Origin of the sequence: Sphingomonas sp. ABOLH, assembly GCF_003951715.1 — a bacterium.
In the GTDB taxonomy this organism is placed as follows: Bacteria; Pseudomonadota; Alphaproteobacteria; order Sphingomonadales; family Sphingomonadaceae; genus Sphingomonas; species Sphingomonas hankookensis_A.
Genome location: NZ_QQWV01000032.1, coordinates 22,295 through 44,160 on the forward strand (window position 1 = coordinate 22,295; position 21,866 = coordinate 44,160).

The following is a 21,866-nucleotide window of genomic DNA, read 5'->3' on the forward strand; positions in this document are numbered from 1 at the left end:
GGCAAATCTCACAAAAGGAAAAACAGAGCAGCGAGGATCGCGAGATAGACCGCGCATTCCATCAGGCCCGGGTGCCAGACGAACCGCAGCACGCCTGTTCGTGTCAGCAGCGCCCGTGTCCCAACGAAGACAGGCAGCGCCGCGATGAGGTAGAGAAGCAGCGGCGGCAGGTAGACGCCGGCGAAATTGACTTCGGTCATGCGATTTTCCTCGTCCCGGCGATCCACGCGCCGTGCGCTTGCTTGAGGATGCTGAGATTACGGATGCATGCAGCGACCCTGTGCGTGATCGCCTGATCCTCGCCGCCTTGGTGATCCGATTGTTGTGTTGCCTCGAACAAGGAATCAAGCGTCAGGCTTGTCGCCGGATCATCGAGCGCCGCCGCGTCTAGGGCAGCGTTCCCGAAGTGGAGCGCGCGCTCGGAAATCCTGTCATCCTGTAACGCGGCCCTGAGCCGGAGCGCGGTCCGCCCATAGTGCAGTGCCCCGAGCGCTTCGGTCAGAACCGCAGCGGCCACTGATGGCCTCGCCTTCAGACTGACGGCGATGTTTACGAGGCGGTGGTGCTGAAGATGCTCCCAAGCGTGCCGACGCCCGGTCCATCCTTTGCGGATCGCCATCGTGACAGCTCTCCGGAATGCTGTCTCGTAGCGATGGGCCCTCGCGACAGGGTTGAAGGGGAGGATAAGCTTGAGGACCAACAGAGTGGCGATCACGGCGACCATCCAACCCAGCGCCTCGTTCAGGAAGAAGGCGCCGTCGAACAGCATCTGGTTCTGCGCATAGACCAGCGTGTTGAAAGCCACGAGGAAACCCATGCCATCGAACACGTAGCGTGGCACCGTCGTTGCGTAGAACCCGGCAAGCCAGAAAGGCAGCATCGATGCGATCAACAGCGGAAAGCCATTGACCGACGGAAGCAGGAGAAAAACGCATATGAACGCGGCTGGCAGGGCAACCAGCGTCCCCCTCACAAAAGACCACGCGCCTCCCACCGGATCGCCGGTCATTGCCATGAGGATGCTGTAGGGCGCCAGCAGAAGCAGCATGAGTGGCCATTGCTGCAGACCCACACCGATACCGATACCGCCAGCGATGACGATCGACAAAAGGGCGCGCACGCCGTTCTCCACGGCCGCAGTCCAGTCGCGATGGAAATGGAAGCCGCGTGTGGGGTGCGCATGCACGCCGTTAAGCCCCAGTAAGCCAGCGATGCCACTTTCCCAGTCCTCGATGACCTCGAGCAGCTGATCGAGCGCGATGATCACGTCGGCGCGGTCATGGGCGACCTCAAGCTCGGCGATGATCTGATGGAGGCTGAGGTGAAGCCCCCGAATTTCTGCAAGTGCGGCTTGGAGACCGGCCCGGTCGCCGGTCTCGATGCGACCGATAGCCGCCGGCAGATGAGCGCCTACTAGTTCGCGAGCCTTGAGAAACGACGGGTCCCGGGCGACGGAGGCAAAGGCGAGTTCGCGCGCACCAAGCAAGGCGGCGAACATCCCCGCCAGCCCCTCGCGGACCGCTCCGACGCGCACCGCGACATCCGTTGATTCAGCCCTGCTCAGTTCGAGCAGGTCTTCGATTGCGAACATGTCGGCTATGTGGGTGGCGCCCACATCCTGGACTCGCTCCGGATTGTTTTCCACACGATCAAGCACGAGGCGCCCAATCATGGTCAATTGCCTTGTGATCGCACCTTCAAGTTTGCCGCGAGCGGCGCGCCTGGAGAAAATCGCCGTCACAAGCCCAAGGCAGACGACACCGACCGCCACGCTTGCCACCCGTCCCAGCACGATGCTCAGTGCGTTTTCGGGAACTTCGAGCGCACCATAGGTTGCAAAGCCCAGTGTATAGCCCGCAACCGCAGGTCCGGTTGATCGGAACCCGCGAATGAGCGTCGCGGCGCCGCTACATATGCCTAGCCAAAGCCCGAAGAAAATGAGGAACAACGCAGGGGCCTGAATGAAGAGGCCCATGACGATGATAGCGGCAATGCCGCCAACCACCGTACCTGCCAGTCGCCAGCTTCCCTTCGCCAGCACGGCGCCCTGATTCATGTTCGCGACAAGCATCACGGTCGAAGCGGCCGAATAAGGCTTGTCCATCTGAAGGGTATAGGCGACCCAATAGGCGAGCGCGGCGGCGGTTACCGAGCGAAAGACATAGGCCCAGCGCGGCGTGAGCAGGTCAAAGACTTTCAGCTGCCGGGTTGCGAGGCCAAGGGCGTTCGCGGTCCTGCCGCCGAGCCGACTTTCAATCGTCTGCAGCCTCATCCCCTGACGCCCAAAGCGCAGGCGGTGGCTTCGCGCACATCCATTTTGATTGTGACTGACATGGGCAGGATTGTCCTGGGTTAGCGGGTGTCAGGGCCGGAGACTCCAAGCCTGCTCACCCTTTAACATCCAATCATCCTACCTTTCTCTTTCCAAAGTTTCAAGCTGTGGTAAGCTGGTCAACGATGATGGCATTCGCCGACCGCGGCGATGCTGGGCGCCAAGGCCCCGGAAAAGCGCGGATTTCGGTCATATATTGAACGCCAAATTGATGGGATGACCGGATGAAATCCGCTAGGAGAAGTCGATGACTCGAAACGCAACCCTAACGCAGGCGCCTCGCCGGTCGCTTGTCGACTCGGCAATCGAACAGATCCGCACCCAGATTGAGAGCGGGGCCTGGCGTGTGGGCGAGCGCATCCCCAAGGAACAGGAGCTTGCGGACCTGTTGGGCGTCAGCCGCAATACGACCCGCGAGGCGATCAGGGTCCTGTCTCATGCTGAAGTCCTGGAAGTTCGCCAAGGTGATGGAACTTACGTCCGGCTGAACGTCGATCCGACGGAGGTTATGCGACGGGTGAGCCGCTCTAGCCTCCACGATCATTTCGAGTTGCGCGCCATGCTCGAGGCCGAAGCGGCCCGTCGCGCGGCGACCCAGCGCTCCGATGCAGACGTCATCAAGTTGCGGAAACTCCTCAAGGTTCGCGGAAATCAGGAAGACCACAGCCGTCTGGAGAAGTTCGTCGATGCGGATATCGCCTTTCACAGTGCTCTTGCGTCCGTTTCAGGCAACACAGCGCTGATCGAGCTCTATCGCTACTTCTCGCAGGCGATCCGCTCCGGGGTCTGGTCGGTCCTTGACGAGGTGGACCTGCCCGAACCGGCCCTTGAAGCGCATGAGGCCATCGTAGACGCCATCGAGCGAAAGGATGCGGAAGGCGCGGCGCTCGCGGTCCGTGAAGTCGTCGGTCCGCTCATCAAGGCGCTGGCCGACAGGAGCTGAAAAGCGAGATACTATCCAGGGACCCTGAGCGCAGGAGAAGAGGAATGAACATAGGGCAAGCCGCAAAGGCGTCAGGCGTATCCGCCAAGATGATCCGCTACTATGAACAAACTGGCCTCATCCCAAAGGCTGACCGGCGCGACTCCGGGTATCGCGATTATTCGGATGCCGATGTTCACAATCTGCGCTTCATTCGTCGGGCGCGGGACATGGGATTTGCGGTCGCCGAGATCAACGACTTGTTGAGCCTGTGGCGGGACCGTTCGCGACAGAGTGCGGATGTAAAGAAGATTGCCCAATCCCATATAGACGAGTTGAGTGCCCGGATCACCGCTCTCGAGCAGATGCGCGGGACGCTTCAGACACTCGTTACTGGCTGTGTCGGCGATGCCCGACCAGACTGCCCGATCATCGCGGACCTGGAAGAGCCGGCTGAAGACCGCGGGAGCGTCTACAAACCCGATGGCGTGGCGCGGCTAAGGCACCAGTCGATTACCAAAAGGCGGGTCACCTGATGATGCAGGCCGCGGTAAGCCACTGGCACGCCCCTGCGGCGGAAAAACAAGGTTTCGACATAGAAATCTTGATTTCCTCGCGAATGCAGCAGCCGTAATCAATGGACAAAGCATCGCGTGTCTCCATGAACCGTAGACTTGCCGATGCTAATATCGTTCAGTTCCAACACGCCCCTTCCGCCACTGTCTTGAGCTACACATGACGACACAGCGTAATTCTGTTCCCTATGGCGCCAAGAAGGCCGGCGCGATGCGTGAGATGGCGCAGTCGGAGCGGCTAGACTTCATTGCCGAGGGCCTGACGATCATTCTGACAAGCGCGCGTGGGTTTTGGAACGCCGCTGAGAAGCTGACCGACAATCCCCGGGAAGCGTCTGTTCTCGAAGGCTTCGCCGAGGAAGAATCTGCGAAAGCGCTGATCTTGCTCGATCTGGTTCGATGCCCGCCTTCCAAGGTCGATGGGCGCATCGGGCGCATTGTGAAGAACTTCTACAGCCATCTTGCCAGGCTCATATACGCCAAGGCGCAGAGCTGGCGGCCCGTCAACGTCGAGCAGTTACAGGACTATGTCGATAGCGAACGCCAGGGCCATTATCTCGAAGGCGGAATGAGCGAATATATCCTGCCGAACTGGGCAATCTACAGCCGCGAGAGCACCCTCTACGCTGACATCGAACAGCACGAAGATGGTGTACCGCAGTGGAGTGACCCGACGCTCTTCTCGAGCTTGGGCATACATACACGCCCCTTCGCACTGACGCTGATCGAGGCGCTCGATGCTGTAGGCGTATTTTCGAGGGCAGGGTTAGAGGCGGCCAGCGATATCTGGGGCACCGTCGATTTTCGGGCCAAGGAGCATTCTGGCCATGTCAGAGACCTGACGCGGCAGTTGGCCAAGCGCCTCGAAGACGAAGAGTTGGTATCCGAAAGCGCGACCCAGGAACATGTGCGCTGGTTTCACCAGTTCTGGCAGATGCCGATGTACAATCTCGATTTCACGATGATACCAGCCTCGCTGGATCAGCTGAATGCCGATCGTGAAGCTGCCTACTGGTCCGAAGTTGGCTATGAGCACCATGGCGATTATTAGGGTCGGTGGGGATTACGCTGATGCGGATTTTGCCTTGCTCGGCAGGCACTTGAAGCTGCTGGACATTGAAATTTGTCGGATCAATGCAGCGATCGTGTCATCCCGTGACCCCGAATCTGACGGGCTCTGTGACGCCGGCGAGTATTTTATAGGTCATGGCTTCATTGCCATTCAGCGCTATCTTACCGCTACCCGAACCGGTCTGGGGATCAGTCTGATCGATGCGTTGAAGGTGCCGCCGATCCTGCGGGGCGGCCTGTCATTGGCCGCAGCGCTCAACGCGGCGGCCAATTACTGGAAGCACATGGAAGAGTGGATCGAGGCTCTTAACGGGCTCGATGGCGGTACGTTGAAAGGCAATGCGCTAAGGACGCTTCAGCAGATCGAAGCTGTCACCCCATGGGAAGACTATACATGCGCAAATTTGTTGGCGGTGCTTCTTGACGGCCGAGCGCTGGAACTCTCGAACCTCTTGCCATCGATCGCAGAATGGCGGGACAACCTGATCAACACGCCGCTGGTGAACAGTGGAGGGTGAATGCCGCAGAGCTCAGAGTGGCAACATCAGCGAACATCCACCCTGTCCAGAATATCGAAATCGCCTTCTGCACAAAAGATGACATGGACCGGCCCCGGCGAGAGGTTGTCCCAGGTCCATTCGTAGAGGCTGCCATGTTGAGGGCTTAGTTCACCTCGCTGCTTCGCCGATGTAACGCCATTGGCGATGAGAGAACTGCTATGACCGTCTTCCAGACGAAGGCGGTAGCGAACCCTGCCAGCTCCGCTGTCGCTATCGAACCTCATCCTCCCGCCCGCAACCATGTAAGCCACGATCCGATCCGATGCGTTTCGCCTGGCTCGATCGAGAACTCGAATCTTTCTAGCTTCGAGAGGTCCTTGGACGCGCCGCTGAGCAGGCCGGCCGCCAATCCCACGCCGAGCACGCCGAGCACGCCGAGGATCGCGCAGCCCGCTAAGCCCAATCCGAGGGGGCGTGAATTGAGCCTCCTCATCGACCGGTGGCCCCTGGCTGGTACTTGGTGGGGTGTAAGGGGCCTGGCCGGAAACCCGTTGCCGGCTGATACAACGACACACATTTTTTGAGATCGGCCGGGAGAGGCGTGTTCCGGGCATCTGCGATGGCAGGATCGAACATGGTTTCCTCGCTCATCGGTTCGATCCTCTGGCTCGATTAACGGGAAAGGATGGGAGGGCGGCAGCTGCGGCCCTCCCCCCTCTTCAGTGCTGCGGCTGCGCAGGTGGAGAGATCCTGCCGTCGGTGGCCTCTCGCGAGGCCATCTTCGTGCGTCCATAGCGCGCATAGAGCGTAGGCAGGACGAACAAGGTCAGAAGGGTCGCCGAGATCAGGCCGCCGATAACCACCGTCGCCAGCGGCTTCTGGACTTCCGCCCCGGCGCCGCTGCCCAGCGCCATCGGCACGAACCCAAGGCTTGCCACCAACGCGGTCATGACCACCGGCCGAAGCCGCTGGAGGGCGCCAGTGCGCGCAGCCTCTGCCCGGTCCATGCCCGTCCGCATGAGATCCTGGATCGAGGAGACCATCACCAGACCGTTCAGGACCGCAATGCCGGACAGAGCGATGAAACCGACCGCTGCGGAGATGGAGAAGTCCATGCCACGCAGGAAGAGGGCAAGCACGCCGCCCACCAGAGCGAGCGGGACGCCGGTGAAAACGATCGCAGCATCGCGCACCGACCCCAGCGCACCATAGAGAAGCAGCAGGATCAGGACGAAACATGCCGGGATCACCAGTTGCAGACGCGCCTGCGCCGATGCCAGATTCTCGAACTGACCACCCCACTCGAGATAGCTGCCTGGCGGAAGACGTACATCCTTGCCAATGGCAGCCTGGGCATCGGCCACGACGCTACCGACGTCACGGCCGCGGACGTTCGCCTGGACGACGACGCGCCGCTTTCCGTTTTCGCGGCTGATTTGGTTAGGACCATCGATGACGCGGATATCAGCGACGCTTGCCAGGGGGACGAACTGCCCACTTGGCGTCGGGACCTGCACCTGGCTCAGCAAGGATATGTCGGCGCGCTGATCTTCAGAAAGACGGATCACCACAGGAAAGCGGCGATCGCCCTCGAAAATCATGCCTGACGGCTGCCCGCCCAGGGTCGCATTGACGATATCCTGCACGTCCTGGGCGGTAACGCCGAGACGAGCCATGGCATCACGATTGACCCGAATGTCGAGCATGGGAAGACCTGTGGTCTGCTCAACCTTCACGTCGACGGCACCATTGGTTCGGCGCAGAACGCTGGCGATCTTTTCCGCAGTTGCGTTCATCGTGTTGAAGTCATCTCCAAAGACCTTGACCGCAATGTCACCGCGGACGCCGGCGATGAGCTCGTTGAAGCGCATCTGGATCGGTTGGGTGATTTCATAAGCGTTGCCGGGAATTTTGCTGAGCTGCCCTTCGATGCGGGAGATGAGCGCCTCCTTTGTGAGGCTTGGGTCCGGCCAGTCTTTCCGGTCCTTCAGAATGACGAACATGTCGGTAGCATTGGGCGGCATTGGGTCGGATGCCAGTTCGGCCGTACCCGTCTTGGAGAAGACGAACTTCACCTCCGGTTGCTTCGACATCATCTGCTCGATGGGGACCTGCATTGCCTGGCTCTGCTGAACCGATGTAGCCGGAATACGCAGTGCCTGAATCAGGAGGTCACCTTCATCGAGCTGAGGCAAGAAGACCTGCCCCAGCGACATGAAGGCCAGTATTGCCAGAGCGAAGCCACCGACGCCCGCGCCGACAGTGACGACCGGCCGCTTCATTGCCCGATCGAGACCAGGTTCGTAGCGGGCCTTGAGCCAGCCCATGATCCGCCCTTCTTTCTCCTCGATCCGCTTGGAGAGCCACAAGGCGATCGCGGCGGGCACAAAGGTCAGCGAAAGGATGAAAGCGCAGACCAATGCTATGATGACGGTGAGCGCCATCGGAACGAAGGTCTTGCCTTCGACGCCGGTCAAGGTGAGCAGCGGCACATAGACGAGGATGATGATCGCCTGGCCATAGACCGACGGCTTGATCATCTCGCGTGCCGCAGAAGCGACAGTGTCGAGACGTTCCTTCACGCTCAGCAGACGCCCTTCGCGATGCTGATTCTCCGCCATGCGTCGCAAGGCGTTCTCGACGATGATGACAGCGCCATCGACAATGAGGCCGAAGTCGAGCGCGCCAAGGCTCATGAGGTTGGCCGACACGCCGGCCCGCAACATGCCAAAACCCGTCAGCATCATGGTGATTGGAATGATGATTGCGGCAATGAGCGCGGCACGGAAGTTGCCGAGCAGGAGGAACAGCACGACGATAACCAGCAGCGCGCCTTCGCTGAGGTTCTTGGCAACCGTTTTGATGGTTGAGTTCACCAGCGCCGTACGGTCGAGTACCGGCTGGACGATTACGTCGGGCGGCAGCGAAGCATTGATCTCCTCCAGTCGCGTGGCGACAGCCGTCGCGACCGTGCGACTGTTTTCACCGATCCGCATGATCGCGGTGCCGACGACCACCTCTGTGCCGTTCTCCGAGGCAGATCCCATGCGGATTGCCTGACCAGTACGGACAGAAGCGACCTGAGAAAGGGTGATAGGGACGCCCTCCCTGGTCGCCACCACGATCTTGGAGAGTTCGTCGGCATTTCGGACAAGGGCATCAGCCCGGACTGCCAGGCCTTCACCATTGCGATTGACGAAGCCTCCTCCGACGCTTGTGTTATTGCGCTCCAGAGCCGTGCTGAGCTGCGTCAGGGTGATACCCATTGACGCCAGGCGCTGGACATCGGGGACGACGAGGAATTGCTTGGCAAAGCCACCGATCGAATCGACGCCTGCAAGGCCCTGCGTATTCTTGAGCAATGGCGAGACGATCCAGTCCTGGGCCGTCCTCAAATAGGTCGCCTTGTCAGCGTCGTTGGTCAGCCGTTCGCCTTCTGGCGTAATGTAGCTCCCATCGGGCTGCATGCCGGGTTCGCCGGGCTGATGCTTGTCATCCTTGCGGTGCTCCAGCCGGACGGTCCACATATAGACCTCGCCCAGCCCCGTCGCGATCGGCCCCATCTCTGGGGTCACGCCGTCCGGCAAATTCTCGGACACGCCGGTCAGACGCTCGCCCACCTGCTGCCGGGCGAAGAATATGTCGGTGTCTTCCGAAAAGACCGCCGTGACCTGTGCAAAGCCGTTCCGGCTGAGCGAGCGGCTATATTCAAGGCCGGGAATTCCGGCCAGCGCGGTTTCGATCGGGAAGGCAACCTGCTTCTCGACCAGTTCAGGCGAAAGCGCGGGCGCGCGAACGTTGATCTGGACCTGGTTGTTGGTGATGTCGGGGACTGCGTCGATCGGCAGGCGATACAGCGCGACAGCGCCAATCACGGCGGCAAGGGCGGTTAGCAGCAGGACGAGCCAGCGCTTGTCGACCGCCCAGTTTACGATGGGGGCGATCATGGCTCAATGATCCTCATGGGTGGCTTCGCCCTTGCCGAGCTCGGCCTTGAGCGTGAAGCTGTTGACGGTTGCGATCTCCTCGGTGCCCTTGAGACCCGACTTGATGATCACGCTGTCGCCAGCCGTGTCGCCAAGCTGGACAGCCGTCGCCTGGAAACCGGTCTTTGTCCGCACGAAGACGATCGACTTACCCTCGTCCGTCTGCACGGCGGTCAAAGGCACGTGGACTGTACTGTCGCCCCCGCTTGCCGCCAGGGCAATCGACGCAGTCACCGGCTCGCCGACACGCCAGATACCCTCTCGATTGTCGAGCGTCGCGATCACGGGGACGAGCCGGGTGTTGGCATCGAGCGCTGGCGACACGAATGTGATTTTCGCAGTTGCGTGGCGACCCCCAGCCTTGACGCTCACCGTGGCGCCCGGACGAACCCGACCGGCGTCTTGGGCCTGAAGGTTGAGTGAGAGCGAGACGCTGGAAAGATTTGCGACGCGGAACAGCTCGGCGTCGGCAGCGACCGTTTGGCCCAGCACCACGCTACGGCCGATCACTTGGCCCGACATAGGTGCCACGATGCCGATGCGATTGAGGCCCCCACCCCCAGTCCCGGCTGCCGCGACCTGTTGCTGCGCCAGACGAAGCGCAATCCGGGCCTCGGTCGCTGCTGTGCGAGCGGCAATGAGGTCCTGCTCGGGCGATACACGCTGCGAAAACAATCGCTGCTCACGCGCGAGATTGCTGTTTGCCAGGGACAGCCGCGCACGGGCAGCCTCTGTTTCGGCATTGAGAGATGCAGCCTCGCGGCTCTCGATGATCGCGAGCGTTTGCCCCCGGCCGATCGCTTGTCCAAGGTTGCGGGTCAACGACACGACACGGCCGCCGATTGCGGCCGACACGACCTGCGTGCCTTGTGGATCTCCATCGATAGTAGCGGGTAGCTCGATCGTACCCGCACCTCCCAACAGAGGCCGAGCGGTCTGAATGCCGGCCGAAGCAATCTGGTCGGCGCTCAGCGTGATCTTGCCCTCGTCCGCATGGGCGTTGCCACCCTCCTCATGTTCAGCAGCAGGCGCGGCCTTATTGTTCGCAGTCTCCTCGGTGCCACCGCCGCACGCGGCGAGTGCGAGCATGAGCGACAAAGGCAGAGCGGCGTGGATGATCTTCCTGGATTGCATGGATCAGTTCCCCTGTTCCGGCGCTGGCGCGGTCAGGCGCTCCAGCTGCGCACGGGCATTCTGGTAGGAGGTGAGCGCGTCGATGGCAGCGAGCCGTGTCTGCGCCAGCGTTCGCTCCGCATCGAGCAGGTCGAGCTGACTGAACTTGCCTTCCCGATAGCCGATACGGGCGATGCGGGCCGCCTCGCGGGCTGCTTCAAGAGCAGGTCCGGTCGCAGTTTGAGCGGTCACGGCAGCGTTGGATGCGGCCGCTTGCGCATCGGTTATGGCCTGCTCGATATCGAGCGCAGTCATTCGCTTCTGCGCTTCCACCTGATTGCGCTGCGCTCGGGCCTGCGTGACGGCGGCCCTGCCCGAATTGAAGATCGGGATCGGCATGGTGACGGTGAAGATGAGCGCGGTGTCGTTGGTGGCCGAAAGTCTGCGTACACCAGGTCCAGCTTCGAGATCGGGGACCCGTTGCGATCGGGCAAGCCGGACATTCGCGTCAGCAACTGCCAGATCGGCGTCCGCTGCCGCTAGAGCAAGCGTGCCTGCTGCAGTCGGTGGAACATCTGGACCATATCCATGCGGCAAACGCTCGAGCCATGCCGTATCCAGCGGACCGTCCACCGATTGCCCTATCCGACGAGCCAGATTGGCCCGGGATGCCTGAGCCAGACGAATGGTTCGGATCAACTCGGCGTCGGCGTTGATTTTGGCCACGTTGGCGCGTTGTTCCTCGATCGGTGAGGCGCGCCCGGCCTTTACGCGAACACTGGCGGCATTAGCGGCATCGCCGGCAATGCGAGACTGATCGCGTGCGGTCTCGACACGGCGTTCGGCTGCAACTGCCTCCACATAGAGCTGGGTGACCTGTAGCCTGATGTCCGCCTGTGTGATGGCCGAGACGAGCAGAGCCCGATTGGTCTGAGCATTAGCGACCGCAATGCGTGCCGAGCGCTTACCGCCCAGCTCGATCGGGATTGCGACACTGACCGTCGATTCGGCACTGCCAACGCCGCTATACGGTCCGCTCCCCGCGATGTTCTCTACTTGGGTCTGCACGGTCGGGTTGGGTCGAAGGCCAGCGACGGTACGAGCGGCACGCGCCGCCTCGACATTGGCCTGTGCAGCTTCTGCCGCCGGCGCACTGCCGCCAGCAGCGGCAACCGCCTGGTCAAGGGTGTAGGGTAACGCCCCTGCTACCGCAGCAGGCGTTTCCTGTGCCTGCGCCACAGCGACGCAGGACACGGCAGCCAGCAAGGCTGCAATGGATCGGAACATGAAAGGGAATCCTGAACACGAGGCATGGATGACCACTGGCCCGAATTCAGGCGCAGCAATCCGCTATGGCTCTGTCAGGCTATCGGCGGGCGCAGGTTAGGGCCGATGGCCCAGCGCTTGGAGGATATAGGTTGAGGGATGACCACCGGAGCGGTCAGTGCCAGAGAGATCATGTCGCTATTGGCAAGGGTCGGCACGAACGCTGACGAACCATGGCAGCCGCCGTGATGGTGCGGCATCGCCTTGTCGGTATCGCCTTGCGTCTGATCCATGTCGCCATCGCTATGCACATAGCCCGAACATTCGATGGTCGGAGCGCTGGGAACTTCCAGAGCATGCACAAGCGTCGTCGTCAGCATGGACAACGACAGCAGGCAGAGAAGGAAACGTCCTAAGCGGCGCATGGCGAGGTACATAATCGGCTTTCCCAAGGATGTCATCCGAGAACCTAAATCTTCAACGAACCATGATCGCCGTTAATGTTATTCCGTATCATCACTTCGTCTTGTAATGCGCATCTTAAAGATCGCACCTTATTTAAGACAACGGAAACGAGCACTGAATTCATATGACAGAAAAATGACTATATCTTTTGTCATGGCTTGAAACAGAGCATTAGTTCTTTGCCCTATTAGCTCACACGTGACGAGGTTGGGCACAGCGTCTGGCGTGAGAACTTCGAACGGAACAACCTGTAGTCCGCCCCGGGTTGTTCGAGGGAAGCCGTCGCCCCCGCTCTGGGGCGGCAGGGGCGACGGGACCGAGCGGGGGGCTCGGATCGGTTAGTGGGCGTGAGCGTGCTTTCCGGCACCCCCGCCACATGTGGACTTCTTGGCGGAGCCGTGACCATGGTCGTGGCCACTATGATCGTGGCTGGCTTTGTTCGGCGCAGCAGCAGTCCGTTCGGGCGAAAGGCTGCAACTGTCCGAGCCGCTCCAATCCACGGCAACCGTGGGGTGCTCGATCTCAAAGCGATCAATAAGCTGCCGCTCGACGGCCTGTACGACCGTGCGAGGATCCGAACCTTCGGCGAGACGGACGTGCATGGTTGCAAGGGTCCGCCCCGAGGTGATCGACCATACGTGGATGTGACTGAGCGACGCAACGCCCGGCACCGTGTCCTGGATATGGTGCTCGATCTCTTCAGCCGAAACGCCATCCGGCGCGCCTTCCAGCAGAATGTGCAGCGACTTGCCGAGGAGCTTCCAGGCACTGCGCAGGACCAGAAGCGAGACCACCACGGAGAGGATGGGATCGATAGGCGTCCAGGCAGTGAAATAGATGACCACGGCAGCGGCTACAGCGCCCACGGAACCCAGCAGATCGCCCATGACGTGGAGCGCTGCGCCCTTGATGTTGACGTGCTCGCTATCGCCACGCGTGAGGATCCAGAAGACAAGAATGTTCACCAGAAGCCCAGCGATCGCGACCCCGAACATCGGCGCGGCCATGACTGGCTGCGGCTGATTGAAACGCTCCCAGGCTTCATAGACGATAAAGGCGACGATCGCGAACAAAGTGACGGCGTTGATAAGGCCGGCGACGACCTCAAAACGCAGGTAGCCGAAGGTGCGCTTGGCGTCGGGCGAGCGCTGCCCGAAGCGGAACGCGGCGTATGCAAGAGCAAGCGCCGCCGCGTCCGTCATCATATGGCCGGCGTCCGCCAGCAGGGCCAGCGAGCCGGACCAGAGGCCGCCCACCACTTCGACGACCATGAAGGAGGCGATCAGACCGAACGAAAGGAGGACCTTACGTTCATTATCCTTGGTGATGGTCGGGGTGTGGGAATGGTCGTGATCATGACCATGGCCGTGACCATGGTCAGCGTGTGCGTGTGCTGACATGCGAGACTCGCGAATGAACAATGATGACGTATGAATACATGTTCATATGTCATGCGTCAACATCTTTGCGTCGGCCCGGCCATTTCAGTCTCCGACCGTCTCCCCCCTGAGCCGCTTCTCACCCTTCGGGCATCAGTAACGCACCGTGAGCGCAAGCATCGCGTTTCTCGGCTCGCCAAACAGGACCTGATTGAAGAAGCCGTTCACGACGGTGTAGCGACGATCGGTGAGGTTGTTGACCTTGAGGCTCAGGTCAGTCCGGGCCGACAGATCATAGCGCGCCATGAGGGACACGAGTGTCAATCGGCGTCCAAAAAGGACCCCCTATCGGCGTGCAAAAGGGACCCCTTTGTCGAGCAGCGTGACGGGTATGACGGGCGCGCCGTTCGCGCTGGTTGCGGCGTAGGGCGGGCGTAGCCCGACCGGAGGCGCAACCAGCGCGAAGCGTTCTCTGCCGGGCCTCCTGGGCGTCAGCTGCGGTGCTTGAAGCGCCAGCTGTCGTTGCCGGTTTCGACGATGTCGCAGTGGTGGGTAATGCGGTCGAGCAGCGCGGTGGTCATCTTGGGGTCGCCGAAGACGGTCGGCCACTCGCCAAAGGCGAGGTTCGTGGTGACGATGACCGAGGTCTGCTCGTAGAGCTTGCTGACCAGGTGGAAGAGCAGCTGACCGCCCGAGCGGGCAAAGGGCAGGTAGCCGAGCTCGTCGAGCACCACGAGGTCGAGGCGGGAGAGCTGGGCTGCCAGCGCGCCGGCCTTGCCGAGGCGGGTCTCCTCCTCGAGCCGGTTCACCAGGTCGACCGTGTTGAAGTAGCGCCCACGGGCGCCGGCCCGCACCACGTTGGCGGTAATGGCGGTGGCGAGGTGCGTCTTGCCGGTGCCCGTTCCACCGACCAGCACGACATTGCGCCGACCGGGGAGGAACGAGCCGCTGTGCAGCGAGCGCACCAGTCCCTCGTTGATGGGGGTGTCGTCGAAGACGAAGGCGTCGAGGTCCTTCACCGCCGGCAGCCTGGCGGCCGACATCCGGTAGCGGACGGACGCCGCATGGCGGTGGGCGGCTTCGGCGCGGAGCAGGTCCGTCAGGACCTCCATGGTCGTGCGCTTGCGTTGCAGCCCGGTGGTGACGGCCTCGTCGAAGGCACCAGCCATGCCCTTCAGCCCCAACTCGGCCATGGCCGTCATCATCTCATGCCGCTGCATGCAGGCCTCGCAGGCTGTCGTAGCGGGTGCAGTCGGCGCGGGGCGGATGGCGCAGCGCCAGGTCCTCGGGTGTGACAATGGTCAGCGGCCGGGGCGGCTCGCGTCGGCGGGCCAGGATGTTGACGATGACGTCGTCGCTGGCGGTGCCGGCCAGGAGCGCTTCGCGCACGGCCGCTTCAACCGCCTCCAGCCCGTCATCCAGCACCGCTGCCAGCACCCGCACGAACCGCCGGTCGGCATCATCGCCGGCGCCGAGCTTGCGCCGCAGCCGTGACAGCGCAGGCGGCAACTCCCAGCCCTGGAACGGCGCGCCATTGCGCAGGGCGCCCGGCTTGGTCACCAGCACCGGCAGGTAATGCCACGGGTCGTAGATGGTCCGGTCGCGTCCGAAGAACCGGGGGTGGTCGGCGACGACCTGGCCGTCGCAGCGCACGACGATGCGGTCGGCGTAGGCCCGCACCTGGACGGCACGCCGAACCGCCCTGGCGGAGACGGAATAGCGGTTGCGGTCGAAGCTGATGAGGCAGGTGCCGCTTACCGCGTGCTCGCTCTCGTGGAAGCCGTCAAAGGGCGCGACCACCGGCTGGAGCACGCCACGCTCGGCAGCCCACGCCTGGGCGACGGTCAGCTCCTTCTGCTCGGGATGCTGGTGCATGTCGGCCCAACGGCGACACTCCGCCTCCAGCCAGCCGTTCAACTCCTCGATGCTGGCAAAGCGCAGACGTGGCTGGAAGAAGCGGCCACGCGCGGTCTGCACCTGGTTCTCGACCTGCCCCTTCTCCCAGCCCGACGCCGGCGAGCAGGCGGTCGGCTCGACCATGTAGTGGTTGGCCATCACCAGGAAGCGCCGGTTGAAGATCCGCTCCTTGCCGGTGAACACGCTCGTCACGGCGGTCTTCATGTTGTCGTAGATGCCGCGCGTCGGCACACCTCCGAAGAAGGCAAACGCCCGCGCATGCGCGTCGAACAGCATCTCCTGTGTCTCGCGGGGATAGGCTCGCACATACATTGCCCGCGACGCGCATAGCCGGACATGCGCGACCTTCACCCGCATCGGCTTGCCCGAAATCTCCACGTCCTCGTGGCTCCAGTCGAACTGGTAAGCCTCGCCCGGCCGGAACAGCAGCGGGATGAACGCCGGTGCATTCATCACGTCGCGACGCTGCGCCTGCCGCCAGCGGGCCGCATAGCGGCGCACCGCGTCGTATGAGCCGTCGAACCCCTCGCGCAGCAGCAGGTCGTGGATACGCGTGAGGCGCAGCTTCTCGCGCCGCGGTCGTGCCTCGTCTTCCTCCAGCAACGCGTCCAGTCGCGTCTGGAACGGCCCCAGCTTCGGCAGCGGCTGCACCTCGCGACGATACGCCATGTCCGCCTCCGGCGCCCGGATCGCCTTGCGCACCACCTTGCGCGACAGGTGCAGGTCCCGCGCTATCGCCTTGATGGCCTTCCCCGACGCGTGCTCGCGCCGGATCCTCAACACCGTCTCCAATACCAGCATCCCGATCTCGCCGCCTGACACACCGCCAAGCGAACAGCCTAGACCACCGGGATGAGGGGTCCCTTTTCGACGCCGATCACCCCGCTACCGGGGTCCCTTTTCCACGCCGATCCACAGGACACGAGCGCATAGGGCACCTGACGCGTCCGAACCGGACCCATGGGGCTGGCGGCGGACTCGAAAGAGGCGCTGCGCCAGTTCACGCCTCCACCGACGGTCACCGCCCGCAGCGGTCCGGCAAATCGGTAGGTCGAGAAAATTCTCCCAGATGTCCGGGGAAGCTCAGCATTCAACCGGCCGCCGTCGGCGTTTTCTGCCACGAAATGGGCAAAGCCGGCATAGGTGTTCCAGCCGGGAAGGATTTCGCCCTGCAGATCGATTTCGACGCCCCGCGAAGTGGTCCCGTTTGCGGCGAAATACGCCTGCGTTCCATCCGGCAAGAGCTGGCCCGGGTCGATCTGGCCGACATTGTCTAGCCAGGATTTGAAGACCGCGATCGATGCACTGGCGCGGCCGCCGAAATAGCTCCCCTTGACCCCGAACTCGACGTTGCGCCCGTTTGTCGGCGCCAGCATCCTCTCGTCCCGGTCTCTGTTGGTCTGCGGATTGAAGATTTCTGTATAGCTGACATAGGCCGAATGGTGGGAATCGAGATCAAGCACGGCGCCCGCGTAAGGTGTGATCCTGCCACTTTTGGAGAATTCGAAGGATGTAAGCGCCGTCTGTTGTTCTAGATCGTAGAACGTCAACCGCGTGCCGACGATCACCTTGAGCCGATCAACGATGTCGAGCTTGGCGGCACCATAAAATGCCCCCTGCCGCGTAACGGTACGGGTCCGCGAGAACGGCCGAGCGTCAAAATCGGGCTCGGGATACGCGCCGGTCCAATCGAATATGCTTTCAAACGGCGTCGACGGTAGCACGAAGCCACTGCTGAATTCGTTGGCGACCCGCCTGTTCGCCATGACGCCGAACACCAGGTCATGCTTTCGTCCCAAGAGGCTGACAGGCCCTGATAGCGTCGCATCGATGCTGTTCTGCCGGCTGCGCGTGTAGCTCGCCAGGGCAAATGGCTGAAGGCCTTCGCCGGTCACGCGATCCGGATAGCCAAGCCCGGAAAACAAGCGCGCATCCGATGAGGAACGCTGATGCATGACAGCTGCGCGTGCGACCCACTGTCCTGCGAATTGGTGCTCAAGCGTCAAGAACGCCGAGTCCAGTGTATTGTCCCAACGGCTCCAGTCGGCCGTCATCGATTTGGATCGGGACCATCGCGTTGGAGTTCCGTCCGAGAACCAGAGCGGCATGCCACTCCAGGTCGTGCCTTCAGGACGGATCGCCTGATGGTCATAGCCGATGCTGATGAGCGTCCGGGGGCCAAGGTCTGCCTCGACAATGCCGTAGACGCTCCGCTTTGCCTGGCGATATCTGTCCACATGACCCTCGCGATCTTGCAGAATCCCGACCAGCCGGGCACGCACATGGCCATCGCGAGACAAGGGCGCCGAGATATCAGCCATGCCGCGAAAATTGTCCCACGATCCGGCGCTCAGCGTCGCAGAGGCTGCGAACTGGCGACCAGGCCGCTTACGTACCAGATTGATGGAAGCCGACGGATTGCCGGTGCCGGTCAGCAGGCCGGTTGCACCCCGCACGACCTCGAACCGCTCGAAGAAAGCTGTATCGAGAAAGCTCGCGCCACTGACGAACGCTGTTGGAATCCCATCATACTGGAAGCTGTCGATTGCAAACCCACGTGCGTAGAATGTGACGCGCTCGCTATCGAGGGTTCTCGAAGACAGGCCGGCCGTCGCTTCGAGGGCATTTTGAACCGAATTCAGCTGCTGATCATCGAGGTTCTCGCGCGTCATGACGGTGACGGCCTGTGGCGTTTCCCGCAGCGTCAGCGGTAGACGCGTAGCGGCAGTCACGACGGGGACAGTATAGATGGACGGCGATTGTCGCTCTCCCTGTCCGACGACGATAATCTCGTCCCGCCAGCCCGGCTGCTCGTCATTCGCGGCCCGCCCATCGGAAGTTGGAGACTGCGCTACGGCGGCCTGCGGCAAAAACGCTATGCCAGAAAATGCGCTGACGGCGCAAAGAAGGCGCGCGCGCCGACGCACGCCCCTTTGTGAGGGGCGGGTGAAGTATGGCATCGGGAAATCCTTGCTAGGTTTTCGTCACTCGGCTCAGCGCGCGAGTTGCCCCTCGAGGGTAGCGTGGTTGTAGTAGTCGCCAATCCAGACGATGCGTCCTTGCTCAACGCGAAAGAAGCTTGCTCCCCTGAAGGTGACCGGCCCCTGCTCTTTTACACCGCTCGGATGCGTCGCTTTGAATGTCCATTGGACGGCGACCTGATTGCCGGATGCGACTGGAGCCGCAAGCAGCGTGAGTCTGCGATCAGGCATCATTCCGCTGAGCAGCACCGGAACTTCGGTGACCGCATCAACGCCGGCCTTCACCGCCCCATTGCTTGTGTTGAAATACTCGACCGACGGCGCCAGCGTTGCCTTCAGGGCTGCTATGTCCCCGCTGTTCCAGGCATCGAAATAGCGCTGCACCACCGCGACGTCGGCATTGTTCACCGTCTGCGCTTTGGCCGAGACTGCGGAGAATGCCAGAAACAGCAGGCTGAGAAGCGCCGCCCAGAGAGGCCATGCGGAGTTTCTCGCGCCCGATACGGTGCCCAGGAGCAGCGGCGGGAATGTCATCGGATATGACGCTGGCCCGTTAAACGGCAACACGTTGCCCGGATCAGCGCACAGTGGATTGGATTGGCATTTGCACCTGTCGGTGGGGACAGGGGAACGAGGCGTGACGAAGCGCGGCATAGGGTCGCCCTCATGTGATTGATGATGGGAGAACGACGACCCCAGATCCGCCATTCATCCTAACATCCTATCTTTATCACGAATAGTTCGCAATAGCGCTGCGGCCCTGGCCCGCCATTTTTTTGTTCAGGCTATTTCGGTCTTGACCTTCCAACGATGGGAAGTGGCACGCCGTCGGTATGAGAGGAACCGCGATCATCGTCTGCGGCTCAGCGCTGCAGTTCGACATCTGCGCCCGATCAGCTGTTCTCAACGGCTTAGCGGTTCGCCCGGCTGACCCATTAGCTCGAGCGCTCCACCGCGAAGCGATAGCCAAATGAAGGGTATTCGACTTGAACAATCATGATCACATGCAGGACTGGAATGGATATCGCGACGTGCTGATGTCGCGCGTCGGCGAGTTTGCCAAGCTGAGCCCGGATTCGATGAAGGGCCTGATGATGGTTGAGCAGGGCGTGACCAAGTCCGGGTTACTTGACCCCAAAGTCATGGAATTGATCGCTCTGGCCGTGGCAGTCACGACCCGGTGCGACGGATGCATCTCGGTTCACGCCCAGAAAGCGATCTCCCTTGGCCTCACGCGCGAAGAGATTGCTCAGGCGATGGCTTTCACCATTTTTATGAATTCGGGCGCTGCGCTGACCTACACCGCTCGGGTCTTCGACGTCATCGACGCTTTGCCTGAAAACTGAACAGCAATCAGGGCTGGAGGCTTCAGGCCTTCAGCCCTGTTCCCCCACAGCATCAACGCACGGTGATGGCATGCCCGCAACCGCATTCAATTTCATGAGCAGTACCGGGGAGCAACTCTCTGGCCGGATCGAGCATCCTGCGACGACGCCGCGAGGCTGGGCCCTCTTCGCCCACTGCTTCACATGCGGGAAAGACAGCCTCGCCGCCGTCAGAATCTCACGGGCGTTGGCTCTGGCCGGTATAGGCGTCTTGCGCTTCGACTTCGCCGGGCTTGGCGGCAGCGCGGGTGAGTTCCGCGATTCGGGCTTTGCCTCCGATGTGGCGGACCTGGTTTGTGCAGCGAACGCAATGAGCGATGCTGAAATGCCGATCACGCTCCTTGTAGGACATAGTTTAGGCGGAGCGGCATGTCTGATGGCCGCGGTGGATATCCCGACCGTCCGCGCCGTGGCCACGATTGCCGCCCCTGCAGATGTAGCCCATATCCTCAGCACAATCGATCCAGAGTGTCTCACGCGCATCGAGCGCGATGGAAGCGCGCAGGTCAGCTTTGCTGACAGACCATTTGTCGTCGGTCGCAAGTTCGTCACGGATGCCCGCGCCCAGGCGCTGGAAGAGCGGATCGGAGCGCTGCAGCTTCCACTGCTTCTGCTACACGCCCCTGGCGACGACGTCGTAGGAATTAAGAACGCATCTCGCCTCTTTCAGGCCGCTAAGCACCCCAAGAGCTTTGTGTCACTGGATCAGGCCGACCATCTGTTGCGCGAGCGCGCGGACGCAGAATATGCAGCATCGGTTATCGCTGCCTGGGCTTCGCGCTACCTGCCGGCGACAGACTGGGACATTCGACCTGTCCAGCCCATGGCTGGGGTGACCGCGCATGAGACCGGCGCAGGAAGGTTCCAGGTTGCTATCCAGGCGGGGCGTCACCGGTTCCTTGCAGATGAACCCGTAGAGATGGGTGGTCTCGCGAGCGGGCCGACACCCTATGAGTTGGTCGCGGCAGGTCTGGCTGCCTGTACCGTTATCACGATGCGCCTCTATGCAAAGCGGGTGAACTTGCCACTGGATCAGGCTTTTGTGGCCGTCTCTCACAGTCGGGACAAGGATCGTACGCCGCAAGACCGCTTCAACCGGGATATCCGCCTCGTCGGGGACCTCACCGCCGAGCAGCGCGACAAGCTACTATCGATCGCCGACCGGTGCCCCGTTGATCTGACCCTCGTTCGCGGCTCCGACGTCGTCACCGAACTCGTTGAGACGCAAGACAAGTCCAGAGGGGGCGACAGCAATGGCTGAAGACGTTACCCGGCGAGTAGCCTTCACGGCTGCAGAAATCACAATGGTGCGACACGCTTCGAGCAGGCTCGGATGCAGCGAAGAGGCGTTCATCCGTACCGCCGTCACCGCAGCGGCAAGCGATATTTGCAGTGTCGACGGTTTGGCGGATCCTCAGTTTGACGAAGAGCCGGACGGCGCGACCGGGGTCAGAGCGGGCTGACCCTCAGGCTGCCGGCTAGTTCGATACGAGTAGTCGGGCAGCCAGAAACTGAGCTTCTTGTTGCGTCTCGGCAGCCGTCTGGGGTGCGCCAAAGGCATGTTCGAGGTGCGGGAACACCTTCTCAAGGTCGGCGCGCTGAACCGCATCGGGCTCGACGATAATCAACGAGAGACACAGCTTCGCCATCGTTTCACGATTGGCTTTCAACCACAGGGTCCGCGCAGTGCGATCCTCAAACGGTTCGTCTCCGGTCGGCGACGGGTAGATGAGCACGAAGCGCCGCCCATCTCGCACGAGCCTCTCCATCTCGAAACACCACTGGGGAGAAAGGCCGGACGTATCCAGCGGTCTGGCTAAACGGACGATCGGAAAATCGCTCACATCGTAAGCGTGGCCTGAGGGCCGCCTTGCCCGTTTGGCCGTAGCCGGGATGCTTATCGTCTTTGACGAGGGCGCGGGCGGTGCGGGAAGTTTTCGGTTCTGAGACTGGTCGTACGAGCGCTCGTACGAC

General features: G+C 61.8%; 21 protein-coding genes. 7 read left to right on the forward strand and 14 right to left on the reverse strand.

Going from position 1 to position 21,866, the window contains the following annotated elements:
- Positions 1 to 8 precede the first annotated feature (8 nt).
- Positions 9 to 200, reverse strand: coding sequence for a DUF1656 domain-containing protein (locus CA237_RS14000; RefSeq protein WP_037445084.1), 192 nt, complete (start codon positions 198 to 200; stop codon positions 9 to 11).
- A complete protein-coding gene (locus CA237_RS14005) occupies positions 197 to 2,272 on the reverse strand; it encodes an FUSC family protein (RefSeq protein ID WP_048938671.1) in 2,076 nt (691 codons plus the stop codon). The genes CA237_RS14000 and CA237_RS14005 overlap by 4 nt, the downstream gene beginning before the upstream one ends.
- A 307-nt stretch (positions 2,273 to 2,579) precedes the next feature.
- Between CA237_RS14005 and CA237_RS14010 the strand changes: the two genes are divergently transcribed.
- The 4 genes from CA237_RS14010 (at position 2,580) to CA237_RS14025 (ending at position 5,418) form a co-directional block, all read left to right on the forward strand.
- Entirely contained in the window at positions 2,580 to 3,275 is a 696-nt protein-coding gene (locus CA237_RS14010) for a FadR/GntR family transcriptional regulator (RefSeq protein ID WP_048938670.1), read from the forward strand.
- A 44-nt stretch (positions 3,276 to 3,319) separates the two neighbouring features.
- Complete coding sequence (gene cueR / locus CA237_RS14015; protein WP_037445076.1) at positions 3,320 to 3,790, forward strand: Cu(I)-responsive transcriptional regulator; 471 nt, start codon at positions 3,320 to 3,322, stop codon at positions 3,788 to 3,790.
- 199 nt (positions 3,791 to 3,989) lie between these two features.
- Positions 3,990 to 4,880 (forward strand): hypothetical protein, encoded by an 891-nt coding sequence (locus CA237_RS14020; RefSeq protein ID WP_200875329.1) that lies wholly within the window; start codon positions 3,990 to 3,992, stop codon positions 4,878 to 4,880.
- Positions 4,858 to 5,418 carry a hypothetical protein gene (locus CA237_RS14025; RefSeq protein ID WP_037445072.1) on the forward strand — a complete coding sequence of 187 codons (561 nt, stop codon included), beginning with the start codon at positions 4,858 to 4,860 and terminating at the stop codon, positions 5,416 to 5,418. The genes CA237_RS14020 and CA237_RS14025 overlap by 23 nt, the downstream gene beginning before the upstream one ends.
- A 26-nt stretch (positions 5,419 to 5,444) precedes the next feature.
- On the opposite strand, the gene CA237_RS14030 is transcribed toward CA237_RS14025, so the two are convergent.
- From CA237_RS14030 to CA237_RS14080, 11 genes are all read right to left on the reverse strand, one after another.
- Entirely contained in the window at positions 5,445 to 5,684 is a 240-nt protein-coding gene (locus tag CA237_RS14030; protein ID WP_126014413.1) for a hypothetical protein, read from the reverse strand.
- 435 nt (positions 5,685 to 6,119) lie between these two features.
- Positions 6,120 to 9,347: a CusA/CzcA family heavy metal efflux RND transporter gene (locus CA237_RS14035; protein ID WP_037445067.1), complete on the reverse strand. Its 3,228-nt coding sequence runs from the start codon at positions 9,345 to 9,347 to the stop codon at positions 6,120 to 6,122.
- A gap of 3 nt (positions 9,348 to 9,350) precedes the next feature.
- On the reverse strand, positions 9,351 to 10,520 hold the full coding sequence (locus CA237_RS14040; RefSeq protein WP_052648640.1) for an efflux RND transporter periplasmic adaptor subunit: 1,170 nt from the start codon (positions 10,518 to 10,520) through the stop codon (positions 9,351 to 9,353).
- 3 nt (positions 10,521 to 10,523) lie between these two features.
- On the reverse strand, positions 10,524 to 11,786 hold the full coding sequence (locus CA237_RS14045; protein ID WP_037445066.1) for a TolC family protein: 1,263 nt from the start codon (positions 11,784 to 11,786) through the stop codon (positions 10,524 to 10,526).
- Positions 11,787 to 11,860: 74 nt separating this feature from the next.
- Entirely contained in the window at positions 11,861 to 12,202 is a 342-nt protein-coding gene (locus CA237_RS14050) for a hypothetical protein (protein WP_234415797.1), read from the reverse strand.
- Positions 12,203 to 12,568: 366 nt separating this feature from the next.
- A complete protein-coding gene (locus CA237_RS14055) occupies positions 12,569 to 13,630 on the reverse strand; it encodes a cation diffusion facilitator family transporter (RefSeq protein ID WP_037445065.1) in 1,062 nt (353 codons plus the stop codon).
- A 132-nt stretch (positions 13,631 to 13,762) separates the two neighbouring features.
- The gene (locus tag CA237_RS14060) at positions 13,763 to 13,915 is read right to left on the reverse strand and encodes a TonB-dependent receptor (RefSeq protein ID WP_126014415.1); all 153 of its coding nucleotides are present in this window, start codon (positions 13,913 to 13,915) and stop codon (positions 13,763 to 13,765) included.
- A 185-nt stretch (positions 13,916 to 14,100) separates the two neighbouring features.
- Entirely contained in the window at positions 14,101 to 14,829 is a 729-nt protein-coding gene (istB, locus tag CA237_RS14065) for an IS21-like element helper ATPase IstB (RefSeq protein WP_070240731.1), read from the reverse strand.
- Positions 14,816 to 16,327 (reverse strand): IS21 family transposase, encoded by a 1,512-nt coding sequence (istA, locus tag CA237_RS14070; RefSeq protein ID WP_126014417.1) that lies wholly within the window; start codon positions 16,325 to 16,327, stop codon positions 14,816 to 14,818. The genes istB and istA overlap by 14 nt, the downstream gene beginning before the upstream one ends.
- Positions 16,328 to 16,365: 38 nt before the next feature.
- Positions 16,366 to 18,486 carry a TonB-dependent siderophore receptor gene (locus tag CA237_RS14075; protein ID WP_241215495.1) on the reverse strand — a complete coding sequence of 707 codons (2,121 nt, stop codon included), beginning with the start codon at positions 18,484 to 18,486 and terminating at the stop codon, positions 16,366 to 16,368.
- 33 nt (positions 18,487 to 18,519) lie between these two features.
- Entirely contained in the window at positions 18,520 to 19,161 is a 642-nt protein-coding gene (locus CA237_RS14080; protein WP_159078659.1) for a nuclear transport factor 2 family protein, read from the reverse strand.
- A gap of 332 nt (positions 19,162 to 19,493) precedes the next feature.
- Between CA237_RS14080 and CA237_RS14085 the strand changes: the two genes are divergently transcribed.
- The 3 genes from CA237_RS14085 (at position 19,494) to CA237_RS14095 (ending at position 21,355) form a co-directional block, all read left to right on the forward strand.
- On the forward strand, positions 19,494 to 19,853 hold the full coding sequence (locus CA237_RS14085; RefSeq protein WP_235181762.1) for a carboxymuconolactone decarboxylase family protein: 360 nt from the start codon (positions 19,494 to 19,496) through the stop codon (positions 19,851 to 19,853).
- A gap of 70 nt (positions 19,854 to 19,923) precedes the next feature.
- Positions 19,924 to 21,153 carry a bifunctional alpha/beta hydrolase/OsmC family protein gene (locus CA237_RS14090; protein WP_037445064.1) on the forward strand — a complete coding sequence of 410 codons (1,230 nt, stop codon included), beginning with the start codon at positions 19,924 to 19,926 and terminating at the stop codon, positions 21,151 to 21,153.
- Positions 21,146 to 21,355, forward strand: coding sequence for a hypothetical protein (locus CA237_RS14095; protein WP_037445063.1), 210 nt, complete (start codon positions 21,146 to 21,148; stop codon positions 21,353 to 21,355). The genes CA237_RS14090 and CA237_RS14095 overlap by 8 nt, the downstream gene beginning before the upstream one ends.
- Before the next feature lie 15 nt (positions 21,356 to 21,370).
- Here the strand turns inward: CA237_RS14095 and CA237_RS14100 are convergent.
- A partial coding sequence (locus CA237_RS14100) for a hypothetical protein (protein WP_206432982.1) occupies positions 21,371 to 21,866 on the reverse strand: 496 nt, incomplete at its 5' end.